Annotated in this window: 17 protein-coding genes; 11 read left to right on the top strand and 6 right to left on the bottom strand. The window is 61.6% G+C overall.

The genetic code is table 11. From position 1 onward, the window contains the following. The first annotated feature begins 1 nt into the window (after position 1). Positions 2 to 1354 carry an HlyD family type I secretion periplasmic adaptor subunit gene (locus tag ACR0K1_RS04820; protein WP_480613359.1) on the top strand — a complete coding sequence of 451 codons (1353 nt, stop codon included), beginning with the start codon at positions 2 to 4 and terminating at the stop codon, positions 1352 to 1354. Between the two features lie 100 nt (positions 1355 to 1454). Continuing rightward, positions 1455 to 1643 (top strand): hypothetical protein, encoded by a 189-nt coding sequence (locus tag ACR0K1_RS04815; RefSeq protein WP_480613360.1) that lies wholly within the window; start codon positions 1455 to 1457, stop codon positions 1641 to 1643. Positions 1644 to 1742: 99 nt separating this feature from the next. Here the strand turns inward: ACR0K1_RS04815 and ACR0K1_RS04810 are convergent, their stop codons facing one another. Further along, entirely contained in the window at positions 1743 to 2543 is an 801-nt protein-coding gene (locus tag ACR0K1_RS04810; RefSeq protein ID WP_480613927.1) for an alpha/beta fold hydrolase, read from the bottom strand. A 47-nt stretch (positions 2544 to 2590) separates the two neighbouring features. On the opposite strand from ACR0K1_RS04810, the gene ACR0K1_RS04805 reads away from it, so the two are divergent. Next, on the top strand, positions 2591 to 2965 hold the full coding sequence (locus ACR0K1_RS04805) for a hypothetical protein (RefSeq protein WP_480613362.1): 375 nt from the start codon (positions 2591 to 2593) through the stop codon (positions 2963 to 2965). A gap of 67 nt (positions 2966 to 3032) precedes the next feature. Here the strand turns inward: ACR0K1_RS04805 and glyA are convergent, their stop codons facing one another. Next, positions 3033 to 4328, bottom strand: a complete 1296-nt coding sequence (gene glyA, locus ACR0K1_RS04800; protein WP_480849000.1) for a serine hydroxymethyltransferase — start codon at positions 4326 to 4328, stop codon at positions 3033 to 3035. A 167-nt stretch (positions 4329 to 4495) separates the two neighbouring features. Between glyA and ACR0K1_RS04795 the strand changes: the two genes are divergently transcribed. Next, the gene (locus tag ACR0K1_RS04795; protein WP_480613365.1) at positions 4496 to 5257 is read left to right on the top strand and encodes an NAD kinase; all 762 of its coding nucleotides are present in this window, start codon (positions 4496 to 4498) and stop codon (positions 5255 to 5257) included. Positions 5258 to 5501: 244 nt separating this feature from the next. Here ACR0K1_RS04795 and ACR0K1_RS04790 read toward each other — a convergent pair whose 3' ends face one another. The 4 genes from ACR0K1_RS04790 to ACR0K1_RS04775 all read right to left on the bottom strand — a co-directional run bounded on the left by ACR0K1_RS04790 (position 5502) and on the right by ACR0K1_RS04775 (position 11871). Then, the gene (locus ACR0K1_RS04790) at positions 5502 to 6950 is read right to left on the bottom strand and encodes an amidase family protein (protein ID WP_480848998.1); all 1449 of its coding nucleotides are present in this window, start codon (positions 6948 to 6950) and stop codon (positions 5502 to 5504) included. 92 nt (positions 6951 to 7042) lie between these two features. Next, entirely contained in the window at positions 7043 to 8932 is a 1890-nt protein-coding gene (gene prpE / locus ACR0K1_RS04785) for a propionate-CoA ligase PrpE (RefSeq protein WP_480613368.1), read from the bottom strand. A gap of 231 nt (positions 8933 to 9163) precedes the next feature. Beyond that, positions 9164 to 9553: a GFA family protein gene (locus tag ACR0K1_RS04780; protein WP_480613370.1), complete on the bottom strand. Its 390-nt coding sequence runs from the start codon at positions 9551 to 9553 to the stop codon at positions 9164 to 9166. A 44-nt stretch (positions 9554 to 9597) separates the two neighbouring features. Then, positions 9598 to 11871, bottom strand: coding sequence for an NADP-dependent malic enzyme (locus ACR0K1_RS04775; RefSeq protein WP_480613372.1), 2274 nt, complete (start codon positions 11869 to 11871; stop codon positions 9598 to 9600). A 183-nt stretch (positions 11872 to 12054) separates the two neighbouring features. Here ACR0K1_RS04775 and ACR0K1_RS04770 point away from each other — a divergent pair, with 183 nt between their 5' ends. The 7 genes from ACR0K1_RS04770 to upp all read left to right on the top strand — a co-directional run bounded on the left by ACR0K1_RS04770 (position 12055) and on the right by upp (position 18433). Then, positions 12055 to 12750: a hypothetical protein gene (locus ACR0K1_RS04770; protein ID WP_480848995.1), complete on the top strand. Its 696-nt coding sequence runs from the start codon at positions 12055 to 12057 to the stop codon at positions 12748 to 12750. Further along, positions 12722 to 13816 carry a cupin domain-containing protein gene (locus tag ACR0K1_RS04765; RefSeq protein ID WP_480848993.1) on the top strand — a complete coding sequence of 365 codons (1095 nt, stop codon included), beginning with the start codon at positions 12722 to 12724 and terminating at the stop codon, positions 13814 to 13816. The genes ACR0K1_RS04770 and ACR0K1_RS04765 overlap by 29 nt, the downstream gene beginning before the upstream one ends. Positions 13817 to 13888: 72 nt before the next feature. Then, positions 13889 to 14302, top strand: a complete 414-nt coding sequence (locus ACR0K1_RS04760) for a cytidine deaminase (protein ID WP_480613929.1) — start codon at positions 13889 to 13891, stop codon at positions 14300 to 14302. 3 nt (positions 14303 to 14305) lie between these two features. After that, positions 14306 to 15613: a thymidine phosphorylase gene (locus ACR0K1_RS04755; RefSeq protein WP_480613378.1), complete on the top strand. Its 1308-nt coding sequence runs from the start codon at positions 14306 to 14308 to the stop codon at positions 15611 to 15613. Further along, positions 15610 to 16821 (top strand): phosphopentomutase, encoded by a 1212-nt coding sequence (locus ACR0K1_RS04750; RefSeq protein WP_480613380.1) that lies wholly within the window; start codon positions 15610 to 15612, stop codon positions 16819 to 16821. Before ACR0K1_RS04755 ends, ACR0K1_RS04750 begins: the two co-directional genes overlap by 4 nt. Further along, a complete protein-coding gene (locus ACR0K1_RS04745; RefSeq protein WP_480613382.1) occupies positions 16818 to 17804 on the top strand; it encodes an adenosine deaminase in 987 nt (328 codons plus the stop codon). The genes ACR0K1_RS04750 and ACR0K1_RS04745 overlap by 4 nt, the downstream gene beginning before the upstream one ends. Further along, the gene (upp, locus tag ACR0K1_RS04740; protein WP_480613384.1) at positions 17801 to 18433 is read left to right on the top strand and encodes a uracil phosphoribosyltransferase; all 633 of its coding nucleotides are present in this window, start codon (positions 17801 to 17803) and stop codon (positions 18431 to 18433) included. The genes ACR0K1_RS04745 and upp overlap by 4 nt, the downstream gene beginning before the upstream one ends. Positions 18434 to 18437: the final 4 nt, after the last annotated feature.

Here is an 18437-nt window from a genome sequence, read left to right as displayed (position 1 = left end):
CATGAACGATCTTGTACCCGTAGACGACTCTGCCAAGGATCCCACCGTTTGGTATGCCGAGGTTCCACGCTCGATCAACCGGCTGATTGTGATCGGCATGGTGATGCTAGTGGTCTGTTTCGGTGGCTTCGGCGTCTGGTCCTTCAGCGCGCCGCTTGCGGCGGCTGTGATTGCGCAGGGCAGCTTTGTGGCCACCGGGCGCAACAAGATCGTGCAGCACCTCGAAGGCGGCATCATCGAAGAGATCAAGGTCATGGAAGGCCAGACCGTGACCGCTGGCGAAGTTCTGATGACGCTGGACCAGACCTCGGCCGAGGCGAATGAGCGCGAGCTTTTCATCCGTCAGGCGCGACTGCAGGCGATGACCGAACGCCTTCTGGCCGAATATCGCGAACAGGACAAGCTGAGCTTTTCCGCCAACCTGATCGAAGCGTCGGAAGATGTTGAGGTGATGACAATCCTCGACGGGCAAAAGCTGAGCTTTGAGCTGTCGCGCAAGACGTTGCTGAATGACGTGGCCCTGCTGGAACGCAATATGGAAGCGCTGAAAATCCGCGCCAGCGGGTTCGAGGCGCAACTGGCCAGCATGGTGCGGCGCGCAGAGATTTTGCAGGAAGAATACGATACGAAAAAGTCTCTATTCGATAAGGGTTTGGTGCGCAAGGGCGACCTGAACACCATCCGCCGCGTTCAGGCCGAAGCCGAAGGCCAGCACGCCCGGTTGCAGGCTGAGACAGCGGAAATCAACCAGATGCTTCTGAAATACGAAGAACAGATTGCACGCACCAAGGCCGCCTATCGCGAGGCCGCGCTGGACGAGTTGGGCGTGATCGAAGCCGATCTGGAAAGTGTCCGCGAGAAATCGCGGCAGGCGCGCAGCGTTCTGGCCCGCGCCGTTGTGCGCGCTCCGGTCACCGGCACGGTTGTCCGGCTGCACTATCACACCCCCGGCGGCGTGATTGAAACCGGCGAACCCATCGCTGAGATACTGCCCGCCGACGCCCCGCTGATTATCGAGGCGCAAATCCCCCGCACCGAAATCGACAGCGTCGCAACGGGGCAGGAGGCCACGGTGCGGCTGGTCGCTCTGAACCAGCGGACCACACCGGTTCTGCAGGGCGAGGTGTTCTATATCTCGGCGGACGCGCTGCTAGAGGATACAACGGGCGTGCCGCAAGAGGTCTATCTGGCCCGTATCTCTCTGACCCCGGACGAGCTGGGGCGTGTGCGAGGGTTCATTCCGACGCCTGGCATGCCGGCTGAGATCATGATCCAGACCGAAGAACGCACCTTTGCCGCCTATATCGCCAAGCCGGTGACAGACAGCATGTCCCGCGCGTTCCGCGAGCACTAGGTCAACCAATCATGGCTGCCTGATCTGACCCATATCAAGGTGGGTCACATTCGAATTGCGTAATATGGCGGAAGAACTCCAATCAACAGGATGACCGGCCATGATACGCCTTGCCGCCACATTGTATTCTCTGATCGCGACCGCTTTGGCCGGATCCGCCGTTATCGCGGTGCTGTCCATCGGGATGGTCTCGGTCGCGGCCATCGTCTCAGCTGCGGCGGTCGGTGCTGTTGTCGCCGCACCCGCATCGTGGCTGGTTGCCAGACGCCTGTATCAGGGCGCGGCGTGATCAGATCGTTTTGCGTTTGATTTGAATCGAAATGCGCTGCCTCTCCCTTCAGTCGAACCGCATTTCGATCAGTCTGTTTCAGATAAAACGCAAAACGCCTTAGGCGTTCAGGAAGGTTCTGACGGCGGCTTCAAACTCGCGGGGTTTTTCGGCGTGCAGCCAATGCCCCGCACCGGGGATCTTGGCAAAACGCGCGCTGGGAAACAGCGCGCGGATTTTGGCGCGGTGCTCCGGCAGCACGTAGTCCGAGCTTGCACCTGACAGGAACAATGTCGGTCCATCCCACGCGCCTTCAAGGTCGGGAAAGCCCATGATCTTGGGCATTTCCGCCGCCAGTACATCCAGATTGAGCAACCACCGCTTGCCGGGAATATCCAGCGACTGGGTAAAGAAGCTTTGCAGCGCCGCTTCGACGCCCAGCCCGGCCAGTTGCTGTTCCACATCCGACCGTCGCGAGACGCCCGAGAAATCCACGGCTTTCATCGCGTCGATGAACTGAATCTGGCTGTGGCCGTATGTCACCGGCGCGATGTCGGCGACGACCAGCTTGCGCAGCAGATCACCGTGCTGCAGGGCCAGCGTTATCGCGGCCTTGCCGCCCATCGAATGGCCCAGCACGTCCGCCGTCCCGCCGAAATGCCGGATCACCTCGGCCAGATCCTCGGCCATTTGCGGATAGGTGTGCTGATCTGTCCAGATGCTGAACGCGTGATTGCGCATCCCCACGGCGATCACCCGCCGTTCATCCGACAGACGTTTCGCAATCACCCCCCAGTTCCGGGCCGAGCCATAAAGGCCGTGCGCAATGACCAAAGGGGGATTTTCGGTGGGTTCACCGTGAACAATCGTGTGCAGCATGGTCGGGTGATAACCGGCACAGCGCGAAACGACCAGCCCCATTGTTTGCGGCCCCCGTGACGGGTAGATTGCCCGTTCAGGAGGGTCCAATGTCGCAGGACACAGATATTCAGAGCCGGATTGCCGAAACGATCGCGCTGCTGCGCGCAAAGCTGGGCGTGCGGGACAAGACCCTGACGGCCTCGGTCCGGCATGCAAAACGCCGTCTGCCGCGCCGGATCTACAAGAAAGCGATGGTTCTGGCGCAGGCCGAGCAGATGGCCGCCCATCCCAAGTTGCGGCTTGTTCTGGACAACCCGAAACTGATCCAGGCCTCGGAAGAGGTGCAGGCGCATCTGACCGCGATCAATCTGGCGGATCGCCGATGGGGCTGGTTTCTGGGGCTGCTGGGCGGGCTGGCGTTCAACCTGCTGGCCCTTGCCGCCCTGTTTCTGATCGTCCTGTTGTGGCGCGGATTTCTGTGACCGCCCACGCGAAGACCCACAAAAAAACGGCGCCGCTAGGGCGCCGTTTTCATTTTATTCAAACCGCTTACAGGTTCGGATAGATCGGGAAGCGCGCGCAAAGCTCGGCGACTTCGGCCTTGACCTTGGCTTCGACCGCGCTGTTGCCGTCTTCGCCATTGGCGGCCAGACCGTCGACAACTTCGATGATCCAGTCAGCGATCTGGCGGAACTCGGTCTCGCCAAAGCCGCGGGTGGTCCCGGCGGGGGAACCCAGACGGATGCCCGAGGTGATGGTCGGCTTCTCGGGATCAAACGGCACGCCATTCTTGTTGCAGGTGATATGCGCCCGGCCCAAAGCCTTTTCGGTCGCGTTGCCCTTGACGCCTTTGGGGCGCAGGTCGACCAGCACCACATGGGTGTCGGTGCCGTGGGTCACGGTGTCCAGACCGCCCTTGATCAGCTGGTCCGACAGCGCCTGCGCGTTGGTCACGACCTGCTTGATATAGTCCTTGAACTCGGGGCGCAGCGCCTCGCCAAAGGCCACGGCCTTGCCGGCGATCACATGCATCAGCGGGCCGCCCTGAATGCCGGGGAAGATCGCCGAATTCACTTTCTTGGCGATAGTTTCATCATTGGTCAGGATCATACCCCCACGCGGACCGCGCAGGGTCTTGTGCGTGGTGGTCGTCGCCACATGCGCATGCGGGAAGGGCGAGGGGTGTTCGCCCGCCGCCACCAGACCGGCGAAATGCGCCATGTCCACGTGCAGATAGGCACCGACCATATCGGCAATCTCGCGCATGCGGGCAAAGTCGATCTGGCGCGGGATGGCCGAGCCGCCTGCGATGATCAGCTTGGGGTTATGTTCCTTAGCCAGCGCCTCGACCTGATCATAATCCAGCATGTTGTCCTGCTTGCGGACGCCGTACTGTACCGCGTGGAACCATTTGCCCGACTGGTTGGGCTTTGCGCCGTGGGTCAGGTGGCCGCCTGCGTCAAGCGACATGCCCAGTATGGTATCGCCGGGCTGGATCAGCGCCTGAAACACACCCTGGTTGGCCTGGCTCCCTGAGTTGGGCTGAACGTTGGCGAACTCACAGCCGAACAGCTGCTTGGCGCGGTCAATCGCCAGATTCTCGGCGATATCGACGAACTGGCAACCGCCATAGTAGCGGCGGCCGGGATAGCCCTCGGCGTATTTGTTGGTCATCACCGAGCCCTGCGCCTCCATCACGGCGGCAGAGACGATGTTTTCCGAGGCGATCAGCTCGATCTCGTCGCGCTGACGGCCCAGCTCGGATGTGATCGAGCCAAACAGCTCGGGGTCACGATCCGCTAGGGACTGGGTGAAGAAACCGGTATCACGAAGGTTGGCGTTCATAGTGGCTCCACAGGACTGGGGTTTATCTGGCGGATTTCCTATCGGAAACATGCCCGGGGTAACAGCCGTAAAGCGACGAAATGGCCCTCTGTGGCGTCAAGACTGGCCTATTGGGGAAAGGTATGTTTGTTTCGGAACCAAATGTGCAGGACCGGAAACCGGAAAACATGATCAAGAGAATCGCCTTTCTTGCGAGCGATGCCAAGGTGGCGCAATCGGCCCGCGACGATCTGGTTGCCAGATATGGCAACGCCGCCCCAAGGGACGCGGATGTCGTGGTCGCTTTGGGCGGCGACGGCTTCATGCTGCACACAATGCAAAACACGCAGCATCTGGATACACCGGTCTATGGCATGAACCGGGGCACCATCGGCTTCCTAATGAACGAATACCACCAGGACGATCTGATGGACCGGCTGGCAGATGCCGAGGAAGAGGTCATCAACCCGCTGGCTATGCGTGCGATGGACCACTCGGGCGCACTGCACGAGGCGCTGGCGATCAACGAAGTATCCCTGCTGCGGGCAGGGCCGCAGGCCGCGCGGTTGAAGATCAGCGTGGATGACCGGGTGCGCATGGGAGAACTGGTCTGTGACGGGGCGCTGCTGTCCACGGCGGCGGGTTCGACGGCGTATAATTATTCGGCCCACGGCCCCATTTTGCCGATCGGTTCGGACGTTCTGGCGCTGACGCCGATTGCGGCCTTTCGCCCGCGACGGTGGCGCGGCGCGTTGCTGCCCAAGATCGCAAAAGTGCGGTTCGACGTGCTGGACGCGGACAAGCGCCCTGTCATCGTTGCCGCCGATTCCATTGCGTTCCCCGATATCGATTGGGTCGAAATCAGATCCGAGCCAGCGATCACCCACAGGATACTTTTTGATCCGGGTCACGGGCTGGAAGAGCGTCTGATCTCGGAACAATTCACATAATTTTCAGTTGTTTTGCGAAATTCTTTTGGCTTGTGTGAACCAGTTCACACGAAACTGCCCGGCCTTACGGTACGGTTAACTTGCCCGGAGAACACGCCAAGGTGGGAGTGAGTGGCCACCAACGGTGTTTTCGAACGATTGCGCAGTTTTCGCGCTGGCGAGGGTGGGTGGTGCTACGCTCGTCATCAGAAATCCGGGAATATTTTAGTAGCTGGGCCCCGGGCAAGTTACCCCGGGGTCTATTTTATTCTGGTATCGCCTGAGCTTCCATTTGCTCCCACAGGGAATCGCACATCCGCCCAACGCGCGCCTCGATCGCGGCGGCGGCGTCCACGGCCAGATCCTCGCGCCAGCGTCTTGCTGCGATTTGCACATTTATCGGCTGTGGGCCGCCCGGCAAACTGGCCAGCCGGGCAGGGACGCAGGCGGCAGGCAGGCCGAGGAAGTTCATCGCATAAGAATAGACCGCACAGCCCAGAACCTCATGCACGCCTTCTGCGCCTTCCGTATCGCGGTCGGGCTTGAAGAAAGGTTGCGGCAGGAACGGGGACAGGACCAGAGGGTAGTCTTGCATGAACAGCGACCACTCGCGCGCATAATGGCTGCGTTTGGCCAGCATCTGCACCAGCTCTTTTTCCACGATAGGCGGGAATTCCTGAAAATAGACGCCAAAGATATCCTGAATGGTCTGCGACCCGGCGGCCTCGATATCGCTTTGCATCAGGGTCAGGACCTCGCCCATCAAGGCGCGATAGCCGTTGCGCCCGCATTCGAACACATCAGGCGGGTCGATCTCTTCGACCAGATAGCCCGCATCGGTCAGCGCGTCGCGGGCCGTATCAAGCGCCTTTTCGACCTCAGGGTGCAGGGCGTAGCCGTATGTGTTTTTCGTGAAGGCCACTTTGAGCGGGCCGTCCGGATCCTCACCCCGCCACGGCAGCGGTATGTGGAACGGGTCGCGCGGGTCGGGTGCGATGAGGCTGGGCATCGACAGATGCAGATCACCAGCCGACCGGGTGAGCAGCCCTTGCACCGACATGGATTGGGCCAGAATTCCGCGTTCAGCGGTCTGGCTTGGGTTCCAGGCGGGAACGCGCCCCAGGCCCGGTTTGATGGTCACGGCCCCGTTGGCCGCCGCCGGAAACCGCAGGCTGCCACCAATATCGTTGCCATGCGCCAGCGCCCCGATGCCCGTCATCACCGCCGCACCGGCCCCGCCCGAGGACCCGCCGGCCGAGATATGCCGCCCCCAGGGGTTGTGCGTGCGTCCATAAAGCGGATTGTCGGTATCGGCCCGAAACGAAAACTCGGGCGTGTTGGTGCGCCCGATCACGATGGCCCCGGCCTTTTGAAGGTTGGACACAACAGGCGCGTCATCCGGGGCGATCAGGTCTTTCAACGCAACCACTCCGTTGGTGGTTGCGTGGCCCTTTTGGTCCACATTGACCTTGATCGTGACGGGAACGCCATGCAGCGGGCCGGTTTGAGCGCCCTTTGCGCGGGCCGCGTCCAGCGCGCGTGCGCGATCCAGCGCCTCGGTACTCAGGTCCTCGACCACCGCGTTCAGGGCGGGGTTCACCTGATGCATCCGGGTGAGTGCGCTTTCAACGGCGTCCTCGGCGCTCAGGTCGCCACTGCGTGTCAGTGCCGTCAGGTCCGCGGCGCCAAGGCGCCAAATGTCGCTATCTGCCATGTGCCCTCTCTGTCTTACGGTGACAGTAGGGGGGCTGTTTCAGGTTGCAAGCAAAAGCGCGGTCTGGGCGGCCAAAGACCGCCCGCGACCTGTTATTGCGCATATCCGATGGTTTGCAGGGCTGATTTGACCTCATCCAGAATAGAGGGGTCGTCAATCGTACCGGGCACCTTGTAGTCTTTGCCGTCCGCAATCGACACCATCGTCCCGCGCAGAATCTTGCCCGAGCGTGTCTTTGGCAGACGATCGACCACAACCGCAAGTTTGAATGCCGCGACCGGGCCGATCTTTTCGCGCACCATTTTCACGACTTCCTGCACAACCTCGCCATGATCGCGCGCGGCACCCGCGTTCAGGCACAGGAACCCGACCGGCATCTGGCCCTTGAGCTGATCCGAAACGCCAATCACCGCGCATTCGGCCACGTCGGGGTGGGCGGTCAGCACCTCTTCCATGCCGCCGGTGGACAGGCGGTGGCCTGCGACGTTGATGACATCGTCGGTGCGCGCCATGATGTAAAGGTATCCGTCCTCGTCGATCATGCCCGCATCGCCGGTCTCGTAATAGCCGGGGAAATGGTCCAGATACGACTTTTTGAACCGCTCTTCGGCGTTCCACAGCGTTGGCAATGTGCCCGGTGGCAGCGGCAGTTTGATGGCAATGGCACCCAGTTCGCCGGACTTCATCGGATGGCCGCCTTCATCCAGAATCTGAACGTCATATCCGGGCATCGGCTTGGCGGGCGAGCCCAGCTTGATCGGCAATTCCTCGATCCCCAGCGGGTTTCCGGCGATGGCCCAGCCGGTTTCGGTCTGCCACCAGTGGTCAATGACCGGAATCTCCAGCGCGTTCTGCGCCCAGATGATGGTGTCTGGGTCGGCACGCTCGCCCGCAAGATACAGGGCCTTCAGGCCGGACAGGTCATATTTCGCCATCATCTCGGCATTGGGGTCCTCGCGCTTGACGGCGCGGATGGCGGTGGGCGCGGTGAAGAAGCTTTTGACGTTGTGCTCCGAGATCACGCGCCAGAAGGTGCCCGCGTCCGGAGTGCCGACCGGTTTGCCTTCGAACACGATGGTGGCGTTGCCGTGGATCAGCGGCGCATAGCAGATATAGGAATGCCCCACGACCCAGCCGACATCAGAGGCCGCCCAGAACACATCGCCCGGATCGACGTTGTAGATGTTTTTCATCGACCAATTCAGCGCCACCAGATGGCCTGCGGTGGGGCGGACAACGCCCTTGGGTGACCCGGTGGTGCCCGAGGTATAGAGGATATAGGCCGGATCATTGCCGTTGACGGGCACGCATTCCGCCGGTTCCACGCCATACTGGAACCCATGCCAGTTGAAATCGCGCCCCTCGATCAGTTGGGCGACTTCCTGTTCGCGCTGGAAGATCACGCAGAAATCGGGCTTGTGCGCGGCCAGTTCAATCGCGCCGTCCAGCAGAGGTTTATAGTGCACCACGCGACCCGGCTCCATCCCGCACGAGGCGGCGATGATCGCCTTGGGTTTGGCATCGTCGATCCGCACCGCCAGTTCGTTGCTGGCGAAACCGCCAAACACAACGGAATGCACGGCCCCCAGACGGGCACAGGCCAGCATCGCCTCGAGCGCTTCGGGGATCATCGGCATGTAGATGATGACACGGTCGCCTTTTTCGATCCCTTTGGCCCGCAAGGCACCGGCAAGGTTGGCAACGCGGTTGCGCAGCTCGACGTACGAGATTTCGCGTTTGGTATGCGTGATCGGGCTGTCATAGATGATGGCCGTCTGTTCGCCACGCCCGTTTTCCACGTGGCGGTCGACGGCGTTCCAGCACGTGTTGACCTGCGCGTCGCTGAACCATTCGTATAATGGGGCGTTGTCATCGAACAGGGCTTTGCTGGGGGCTTTGACCCAATCGATCCCTTTGGCGGCGTCCATCCAGAACGCCTCGGGGTCGGATTTCCAGCTGTCGTACACGTCCTGATATGCCATCATATTCTCCTCCGAAACTCCTCGGGCATGTTGTTAGGGATACTGAAGGCAGGCCACAAGCAACTCGAGTGACGGCGCGTCAGTTTATCGCAAATTCTTTGCAAGACGGCTGAAATCGGCCTGCAAATTTTTGCAAAACCCTTTTCTTGATGAGGTTTTGCGGCGCCTGTTTGCCAATTTTGCAAAATTGCAAACTTACCGATGCAAAAACGGAGCTGCCCGAGAATCGGATCAGTTGGCGGTTTTGGCATAGCGGGGCAGATCGTCCTGGATATTGAGCCAGCGCATATGCTCGGCATGAAACACGTGGAACCGGGGCGGCAGGCTGCCTGGGTCTTCCAGGGTTGCCGTATAGAGGTGAATATTCACCGCATCCCGCGCATTGCGATATGCCATTTGCGTGCCGCAGGTGCCGCAGAACAGCCGTTCGACATGACCGGAAGACCGGTAGATTTTCGGCGGATCACCCTGCCATTTGACCGCCTCGTGCGGCAGGCCAAAAAAGGCCGTCACAGGCGATGCACAGTTGCGGCGGCAATCGGCGCAATGGCAATAGCAGCTCCACGCCACATCACCATCGCTTTCCCAATGTATCGCCTTGCAGTGACAATGCCCCTTCATGCCGACCTCCCACAAAAGGCGGCCAGTCGAAGGGGCCGCCCGCCTTAACCGTAATGCGCGACCGGGGTTCCGGCAATGGCCGCCATGTTGAGCAAGCCCCGCGCGGTGATCGACGGTGTCACGATATGCGCCTTGTTGCCCATACCCATCAAAATCGGGCCAACCTCGATCCCGTCGGCTTTCATCTTCAGGATGTTGCGGACACCGCTGGCCGCATCCGCATGGGCGAAGATCAGCACGTTAGCCGCACCGGACAGACGGGACGCCGGGAAAATGCGATCCCGCAATTCGGGGTCCAGCGCAGCATCCAGGTTCATTTCCCCCTCGTAAACAAAGTCGCGCGGTTTCTGATCCAGAATGTCCAGCGCCGCACGCAGACGTTTGCCGGAGCCTTCGGCCTGATTGCCGAATTGCGATTGCGAGCAGAAGGCGATCTTGGGTTCAAGTCCGAACCGCCGCACGTGCCGTGCCGCGCCGATCGTGGATTCGGCCAGTTCCTCGGGCGTTGGCAGTTGCCTGACATGCGTGTCCGCGATGAACAGGGGGCCGTCTTCCAGAATCATCAGCGACAAGGCCCCGTGCGGGCGTAGATCGCCATCTTGCAGCACCTGTTCAACGTAGTTCAGGTGCCAGCGGTATTCGCCGAAGGTGCCGCAGATCATGCTGTCAGCCTCGCCCCGATGCACCATGATCGCGCCAATGGCGGTCGTGTTCGTGCGCATGATCGCCTTGGCCAGATCAGGCGTCACGCCCCGGCGCTGCATGATCTGGTGGTACGAGCTCCAGTAATCGTAATACCGTGGGTCGTTTTCCGGGTTCACGATCTGGCAATCCGTGCCGGGCCGGAAGGTCAGGCCCAATCTTTCGCAGCGCGCTTCGATCACCTCGGGCCGCCCGATGAGGATCGGTGTTTCGGTGGTTTCCTCCAGAACGGCCTGCGCGGCCCGCAGAACACGTTCGTCCTCGCCCTCGGCAAACACGATCCGGCGCGAGGCGACGGCTGCGGCCTCGAACACCGGGCGCATCAGCAGTGCGGATTTGAAGACGGTCTGGTTCAGCTTTTCCTTGTAAACCTCCATGTCCTCGATCGGCCGTTTCGCCACGCCACTGTCCATCGCAGCCTTTGCCACGGCCGAGGACACCACACCGACCAGTCGCGGGTCGAAGGGTTTGGGGATCAGATAGTCCGGGCCAAAGGTCAGCTGTTCGCCCTTGTAAGCTGCCGCGGCTTCGGCGCTGGTTGTGGCGCGGGCCATTTCGGCGATGCCGTGCACGCAGGCGATCTGCATTTCGTCGTTGATCTCGGTCGCACCCACATCCAGCGCGCCCCGGAAGATGAAGGGGAAGCACAGAACGTTGTTGACCTGATTTGGAAAATCGCTGCGCCCGGTGGCGATGATCGCATCCGGGGCCACCGCGCGCGCCGCATCCGGCAGGATCTCCGGCGTCGGGTTGGCCAGCGCGAAGATGATCGGGCGGCTGGCCATTTTCTCCACCATCTCCGGTTTCAGAACGTTCGGGCCGCTGAGGCCAAGGAACAGGTCGGCGTCGCCGATCACGTCATCCAGCGTGCGCAGGTCGGATTTCTGTGCGAACTGGTCCTTGTGCGGGTTCATGTCCTCTTCCCTGCCTTCGTAGACAAGCCCGTGAATGTCACACAGCCAGATATTCTCGCGCTTCACGCCCAGTTTGACCAACATGGACAGGCAGGCGATCCCGGCCGCCCCGCCACCGGTCGACACGATTTTGATGTCTTCGAATTTCTTGCCCGCAACGTGCAGCGCGTTCTTTGCGGCTGCGCCGACCACGATGGCGGTGCCGTGCTGATCATCGTGAAACACCGGAATGTTCATGCGCTCGCGGCACAGCTTTTCTACGGTAAAACAATCAGGTGCCTTGATATCTTCAAGATTGATCGCACCAAAGGTGGGTTCCAGCGAACAGACGATATCGGCCAGCTTTTCGGGGTCTGGCTGGTTGACCTCGATATCGAAGCAATCAATGCCGGCGAATTTCTTGAACAGGACGGCCTTACCCTCCATCACCGGTTTCGAGGCCAGCGCGCCGATATTGCCAAGGCCCAGAACCGCCGTGCCGTTGGACACCACCGCAACCAGATTGCCGCGCGCGGTGTAGCGTTCGGCATTCGACGCGTCTGCCTTGATCTCCAGACTCGCCTCGGCCACGCCGGGCGAATAGGCACGGGCCAGATCGCGGCCATTGGCCATCGGCTTTGTGGCCTTGATCTCAAGCTTTCCGGGCTTTGGATAGGCATGATAGTCAAGCGCGGCCTGTCGCAGGTTTGGTGTGTCCGGCATCGGCGATTCAGCTCCCTTAAGAAATTCGGTTTAGTGCTAAACGGTTTTTCCCTATTTGGCTACGCTACGTCACTTTTGACCGTCCGGACGTATCGCAGCAGCCTGTGGTTGATTTTTGTCGCAAAATTTTTACATTGCCAGCTTCCTGAAAATCTGGACCGCATACCAGCGATAAGAACCAGCATGGCGAACAACACTGAAATCCAGACCGCGAACGGTCTGCACGAAACGGCACATGGATCAGCATGGCCCCGCTATGCCGTCTGGGCGGCGGTCCTGCTGATCGCGCTGCTTCTGAGTGCGGTGATCCTGTGGCCCATCCAGGCCTCGGCGCTCAACCAGGAGGGCGGGCCGTTTGAGACCGTGTCAGCCGCCGGGCTGTTCATAGCGGGGTTGGTGGCGCTCTATCGGTTTCCGGGACTAAACCGCTTGTATATCGGGCTTGTCTGCCTGTTGCTGGCGGAAAGAGAGCTGGAGGCCGAGGTCTATGCCACCGACAGCCTGCCGTTCTTTGTGCTCAACGGTCTGGACACCCTGCTGGATATGACCGTCGTGCGGATTGTACTGGCGCTGCTGGTTGTTGGCGGGTTTCTGTGGCACGGGGTTCCCAATGCATGGCGAGCGGTCAGGCTGCGGGCTCCGTTCCTCAAGGTTTTTGTGATTGCCGGAATGTCGGCGGTGATTGCGCAACTGCTGGAAGAGGTTTCCGGTTTCTACGTCGCCGACCTGTCGACAACGATGTTGACGCGGCTTTTCGTTCTGGAAGAAACGCTCGAGATGCTCTTTTCGATTGGCATTTTGGCCTCGGTTCTGATCGGATGGCCGAAATCGCAGATCGACGAGACAGGTCATGAGCCAGACACCGCAGACACGCGCTGAAATTCGCCTGCCCACGCAGGAGCTTCGCGACGACATCCCGTTTTACACCAGGGTGCTGGGGATGCAGATGGACATGATCTATCCGGCGGATGATCCCCGGGTCGGTGTGTTTTCGGGCCATGGTTTGCGGCTGCGCATCGAAAAAGACGCGCCCGAGACGCCGGGAACCCTGCGTATACTGACAGACAACCCGGATGACTTCGCCGGTGGCAAACGCGTTCTTGTGGCCCCAAACGGCACCCGGATCGAGATTGAAGAGCGGGATCCGCCGCTGGTTATGCCCGAAACCGTGCATTCCTTCGTGGTACGCAGGCTCAAGGATCAGGCCCCCTGGATCATCGGGCGGGCCGGGATGCATTACCGCGATCTGGTCCCCGACAGGCTGGGCGGGTCGATCATCGCCAGCCATATCCGCATTCCCGACGGGGGCCCGGTGCCCGACATGGTGCATTTCCACAAGGTCGGGTTTCAGTTGATCTTCTGCATCCACGGCTGGGTCGATGTGGTCTACGAGGATCAGGGCGACAAGATGCGCCTGACCGCTGGCGATTGCTTTATCCAGCCGCCGGAAATCCGGCATCGCGTGCTCGAGGCCTCGGACAATGTGCAGGTGATAGAAATCGGGGTTCCGGCCGAGCATGTCACCGAGATCGATCATGAGATGGCATTGCCTACGCCAAACTTCCGTCCGGACCGGGAATGGCAGGGGCAACGGTTCGTTTACAATCAGGCAAAAGATGCCGACTGGGGACCGTTCCGTTTGCCGGGCTATGTCTGCCGCGATACGACGATTGCCGAAAACACAAAAGGCGTCGCCGGGGTTCAAGTGGTGCGCCGGGGGCAGGGCGATCCGGTCTGGGCCATCCATGACACCGATATCCACTTCTCCTTCGTCATGGGCGGCGAAGTCACGCTTGAGGGCGAAGGCCGCGATCCGTACCGGCTTGAGCAGGGGGATGCGTTCGTGATTCCACCGGGCATGCGCACCCGTCTGGCCGACCCGTCGGACGATATCGAACTGCTTGAGGTGACTTTGCCCGGCACCTTCAACACCACCCTCGGCTAGGCCAAAAACACCGGCGCTGGGGCTTCAACTCCCCCTTCGGTTTCCGGTAAGGTGAATTCTTCTGACCAGACGATCAAAAATCGGGGAATCGCCATGTCGCTTAAAGATGCAGCCTTGAAGGTCCGCGAAAACGCCCATGCGCCGTATTCCAACTTCAAGGTGGGTGCTGCGATCCGGTCGGGCTCTGGAACGGTTTACATCGGGTGCAACGTCGAAAACGTGGCCTACCCCGAAGGCACCTGCGCTGAGGCCGGTGCAATTGCCGCCATGGTCGCCGCAGGCGAGACGGAACTGTCCGAGATCTATGTTGTCGCCCAAAGCCCGCAACCGGTGCCGCCCTGCGGTGGCTGCCGTCAGAAACTGGCCGAGTTTGGCGCGCGCGAGGTAAAGGTGACGCTGGCCACCATCGATGGGGCCGAGTTGGAAACGACCATCGGGCAGTTGCTGCCCGGTGCCTTTGACGCGTCGCACATGAAGGATGCCTGACCCATGGACGCCCGTTCGATCATTGCCAAGCTGCGACGGAATGAGGTGCCAACCAGCGACGAGCTGATCTGGTTCGCGCAGGGTCTGGCCGACAGCAGCATCAGCGACGCGCAGGCCGGGGCCTTCGCCATGGCGGTCTGCATGGGCGGGCTGGGCGCTCAGGGGCGCGCCGATCTGACGGTGGCCATGCGTGACAGTGGTGATGTGCTGAACTGGGACGTGGATGGCCCGGTGATCGACAAACACTCGACCGGTGGCGTTGGCGACTGCGTCAGCCTTGTGCTGGCTCCGGCTTTGGCGGAATGCGGTGCGTATGTGCCGATGATCTCGGGGCGGGGGCTGGGGCACACTGGCGGTACGCTGGACAAGCTCGAGGCGATTCCCGGCGTCAGCACCCAGATCGGGCAGGACCGGCTGGCGCAGATCATGCGGGACCACGGTGCGGCCATTGTCGGCGCGACCGGTCAGATCGCGCCTGCCGATAAGCGGCTTTATGCGGTGCGTGATGTGACGGCGACGGTTGAAAGCCTGGATCTGATCACGGCCTCGATCCTGTCCAAGAAACTGGCTGCCAGCCCGGATGCGCTGGTGCTGGACGTCAAGGTCGGCAGCGGGGCCTTCATGAAAACCATCGACGACGCCCGTAAGCTGGCCACGGCCCTGACCGAGACGGCAAATGCCGCTGGCTGCCGGACCTCGGCGGTAATCACCGACATGAACCAGCCTTTGGCCCCGGCCTTGGGCAACGCGCTGGAAGTGGCCGAGGTGATGAAGGTTCTGACCGGCGCGCATGCATCACCCCTGGCGGCAATCTCTGCCGAGTTGGGCGGGGTTTTGCTGGTCGATGCCGGGATGTGCGACACGGTGGAAGAGGGCAGCGCCAGGATCGCCGAAGTGATCCGCGATGGCCGCGCCGCCGAGCGGTTCGATCGCATGATGGCCGCAGTCGGCGGCCCCGTGCAATTCGTCGAAACCTGGGCGCGCTTCCTGCCCGAGGCCAATGTCATTCAGGAGGTTCCGGCCCCGAAGGATGGCTTCGTGACAGCAATAGATGGTGAGGCTTTGGGCCTTGCAGTGGTCGCGCTGGGCGGCGGGCGTCAGGTTGAAAGCGATGAAATCGACCCAGCCGTGGGTCTGTCGGATATCGTGCGGCTGGGCGATCGGGTGGCAAAAGGCGCGCCTTTGGCCGTTGTCCACGCGGCCCGGGAAGACGCCGCGCGCCGGGCGGCAGACAACGTTCTGGCCGCGATCCGGGTCGAGGATGCCCGGGCAGAGGTGCCGGACCTTGTGCATGAAAGGATCAGGGCATGACCCGCGCCTTTCTGGTCGTCATGGACTCGGTCGGGATCGGCGGCGCGCCGGATTCAGACCGGTTCTTCAATGGCGAGACCCCGGACACAGGGGCCAACACACTGGCCCATATCGCTCAAGCCTGCGCTGAAGGCCGGGCCGAGGATGGGCGATCCGGGCCTCTGCATATGCCAAATCTGGTTGCGCTGGGGCTGGGGGCTGCGGCCCGTCTGGCCTCGGGCGCGGACACACCGGGTCTGGGCGCGGACGCCACCGGGTTGTGGGGCTGCGCGCGGGAACATTCGGCGGGCAAAGACACGCCCTCGGGCCATTGGGAATTGGCCGGGTTGCCGGTTCCGTGGGACTGGCACTATTTCCCGGACACGACACCTGCCTTTCCCGCCGATCTCAGCCGTGCCGCCGCCGAAGCTGCGGGCACCGAGGGCATTCTGGGCGACTGCCACGCCTCGGGCACTGCAATCATCGCCGAATTGGGGGCCGAGCATATGCGGACCGGCTGGCCGATCTGCTACACCTCAGCCGACAGCGTGTTCCAGATCGCCGCGCATGAGGAAAGCTTTGGCCTTGACCGTTTGCTGGACCTGTGCCGCGCGCTGGCGCCGCGCCTGCACGAGATGAAAGTGGGCCGGGTCATTGCGCGGCCCTTCGTCGGCAGCCCCGAGCAAGGCTTCACCCGCACCACCAACCGCAAGGATTTCGCCATCCTGCCGCCTGCACCCGTCCTGACCAACTGGGCGCAGGAAGCCGGGCGGCGGGTGCATGCGGTGGGAAAAATCGGTGACATCTTCTCGATGCAGGGGATCGACACGCTGCGCAAAGGCTCGGATACCGATCTGATGCGCCACCTGTCCGATCTGGTCGATGAGGCCGAAGAGGGCAGTCTGACTTTCGCTAATTTCGTCGAGTTCGACAGTCTTTATGGCCACCGCCGCGACATCAGCGGTTATGCAAGCGCGCTGGAGTGGTTTGACCGCGAAATCGGCGGGGTCCTGTCGCGCCTGCGCCCCGGAGACCTGATGCTGCTGACCGCCGATCACGGCAACGACCCAAGCTGGACGGGCACCGATCACACCCGCGAACAGGTTCCGGTGCTGGTCGCAGGGCAGGGCGCGGGTCAGATCGGCCAGATCGATTTCGCCGACATCGCCGCCACCATCGCCCACCATCTGAACATTCCGGCGCAAGGACCGGGGAAGAGTTTCCTATGACCGTCGCAGACCTGCCAAAGATCGAACTGCACCTGCACCACGAAGGCGCGGCCCCACCCGCCTTTATCCGGCAGTTGGCCCATGAAAAGCGCATCGACCTGAGCGGTATCTTCAAGCCAGACGGCAGCTATGACTTCCGCGATTTTGCCCATTTCCTCAGCGTGTACGAAGCCGCCTGCGAGGTGTTGAAATCGCCCGAGGATTTCCGCCGCCTGACGCTGGCGATCCTGGAAGAAAGCGCGGCAAACGGGGTGGTCTATTCCGAAACCTTCCTAAGCCCGGATTTCTGCGGCGGCGGGGACCTGCACGCCTGGCGCGACTACCTGTCAGCCATTCAGGACGCCTCCGAGGAGGCTGAACAGAAATACGACATCACCCTGCGCGGCGTCGTCACCTGCGTCCGGCATTTCGGCCCGGAACAGGCCAAACGCAGCGCATTTTGCGCGGCGGAAACCGCCGGAGACTGGATCACCGGGTTCGGCATGGGCGGCAACGAATCCGTAGGCACGCAGGGCGATTACAAATGGGCCTTCGACTGCGCCCGCGAGGCCGGCCTGCGCCTGACCACCCATGCCGGAGAGTTCGGCGGCCCCGACAGCGTGCGCGATGCCGTCCGTGATCTGGGCGTCGAACGGATCGGCCATGGCGTGCGCGCCATCGAAGACCCCGATCTGGTGCATGAACTGGTCGACCGCGACATCACGCTCGAGGTCTGTCCGGGCTCGAACGTGGTTCTGGGCCTGTTCCCCGATTTCGCCGCGCATCCGATTGCGCGTTTGCGCGATGCGGGCGTCAAGGTCACGGTGTCCACCGATGATCCGCCGTTTTTCCACACGACCCTGCGGCGCGAATATGAGATGTTGAACGCGGCCTTCGGCTGGGACGCCGAAGATTTCGCGGCCCTGAACCAGATGGCCCTGAACGCCGCCTTTTGCGATGAAGACACCCGCGCGCGGGTCAAGAAAAGACTGGAGACATCATGAGCGAACACCTGACCGTCGTCGATCACCCGTTGGTGCAGCACAAACTGACGCTCATGCGGGATAAGGGTACCTCGACCGCCGGGTTCCGGCAGTTGCTGCGCGAGATCACGCTGCTGCTGGCCTATGAGGTCACGCGCGAGTTGAAACTGACCACCCGCCATATCGAAACCCCGATGGAGGAGATGGACGCCCCCATTCTGGCCGGTAAGAAACTGGCGCTGGTGTCGATCCTGCGGGCGGGGAACGGGATGCTGGATGGCGTGCTGGAACTTATCCCCTCGGCCCGTGTCGGGTTTGTCGGTCTCTACCGCGACGAGGAAACGCTGAAACCGGTGCAGTATTACTTCAAGGCCCCCGAGGGGCTGAAGGACCGTCTGGTCATCGCCGTCGATCCGATGCTGGCCACCGGCAACAGTTCAGCCGCCGCGATTGATCTGCTGAAAGAGGCCGGGGCGACCGACATTCGATTCCTCTGCCTGCTGGCCGCACCCGAAGGTGTTGCCCGCATGAAAGAGGCACACCCGGATGTACATATCGTCACCGCCTCGCTGGACCGCGAGTTGAATTCGAAGGGCTATATCATGCCGGGGCTGGGCGACGCAGGCGACCGGATGTTCGGCACCAAGTAACCCG

The organism is Ruegeria sp. F5 (assembly GCF_056533845.1).
The sequence above is the reverse complement of the archived record's forward strand: the minus strand, read 5'-3'. Positions and strand labels throughout refer to the sequence as shown.

Excerpts from the sequence above, each read along its gene's own strand:
- ACR0K1_RS04820 (WP_480613359.1), top strand. The coding sequence starts at position 2 with ATGAACGATCTTGTACCCGTAGACGACTCTGCCAAGGATCCCACCGTT.
- ACR0K1_RS04815 (WP_480613360.1), top strand. The coding sequence starts at position 1,455 with ATGATACGCCTTGCCGCCACATTGTATTCTCTGATCGCGACCGCTTTG.
- ACR0K1_RS04810 (WP_480613927.1), bottom strand. The coding sequence starts at position 2,543 with ATGGGGCTGGTCGTTTCGCGCTGTGCCGGTTATCACCCGACCATGCTG.
- ACR0K1_RS04805 (WP_480613362.1), top strand. The coding sequence starts at position 2,591 with ATGTCGCAGGACACAGATATTCAGAGCCGGATTGCCGAAACGATCGCG.
- glyA (WP_480849000.1), bottom strand. The coding sequence starts at position 4,328 with ATGAACGCCAACCTTCGTGATACCGGTTTCTTCACCCAGTCCCTAGCG.
- ACR0K1_RS04795 (WP_480613365.1), top strand. The coding sequence starts at position 4,496 with ATGATCAAGAGAATCGCCTTTCTTGCGAGCGATGCCAAGGTGGCGCAA.
- ACR0K1_RS04790 (WP_480848998.1), bottom strand. The coding sequence starts at position 6,950 with ATGGCAGATAGCGACATTTGGCGCCTTGGCGCCGCGGACCTGACGGCA.
- prpE (WP_480613368.1), bottom strand. The coding sequence starts at position 8,932 with ATGGCATATCAGGACGTGTACGACAGCTGGAAATCCGACCCCGAGGCG.
- ACR0K1_RS04780 (WP_480613370.1), bottom strand. The coding sequence starts at position 9,553 with ATGAAGGGGCATTGTCACTGCAAGGCGATACATTGGGAAAGCGATGGT.
- ACR0K1_RS04775 (WP_480613372.1), bottom strand. The coding sequence starts at position 11,871 with ATGCCGGACACACCAAACCTGCGACAGGCCGCGCTTGACTATCATGCC.
- ACR0K1_RS04770 (WP_480848995.1), top strand. The coding sequence starts at position 12,055 with ATGGCGAACAACACTGAAATCCAGACCGCGAACGGTCTGCACGAAACG.
- ACR0K1_RS04765 (WP_480848993.1), top strand. The coding sequence starts at position 12,722 with ATGAGCCAGACACCGCAGACACGCGCTGAAATTCGCCTGCCCACGCAG.
- ACR0K1_RS04755 (WP_480613378.1), top strand. The coding sequence starts at position 14,306 with ATGGACGCCCGTTCGATCATTGCCAAGCTGCGACGGAATGAGGTGCCA.
- ACR0K1_RS04750 (WP_480613380.1), top strand. The coding sequence starts at position 15,610 with ATGACCCGCGCCTTTCTGGTCGTCATGGACTCGGTCGGGATCGGCGGC.
- ACR0K1_RS04745 (WP_480613382.1), top strand. The coding sequence starts at position 16,818 with ATGACCGTCGCAGACCTGCCAAAGATCGAACTGCACCTGCACCACGAA.
- upp (WP_480613384.1), top strand. The coding sequence starts at position 17,801 with ATGAGCGAACACCTGACCGTCGTCGATCACCCGTTGGTGCAGCACAAA.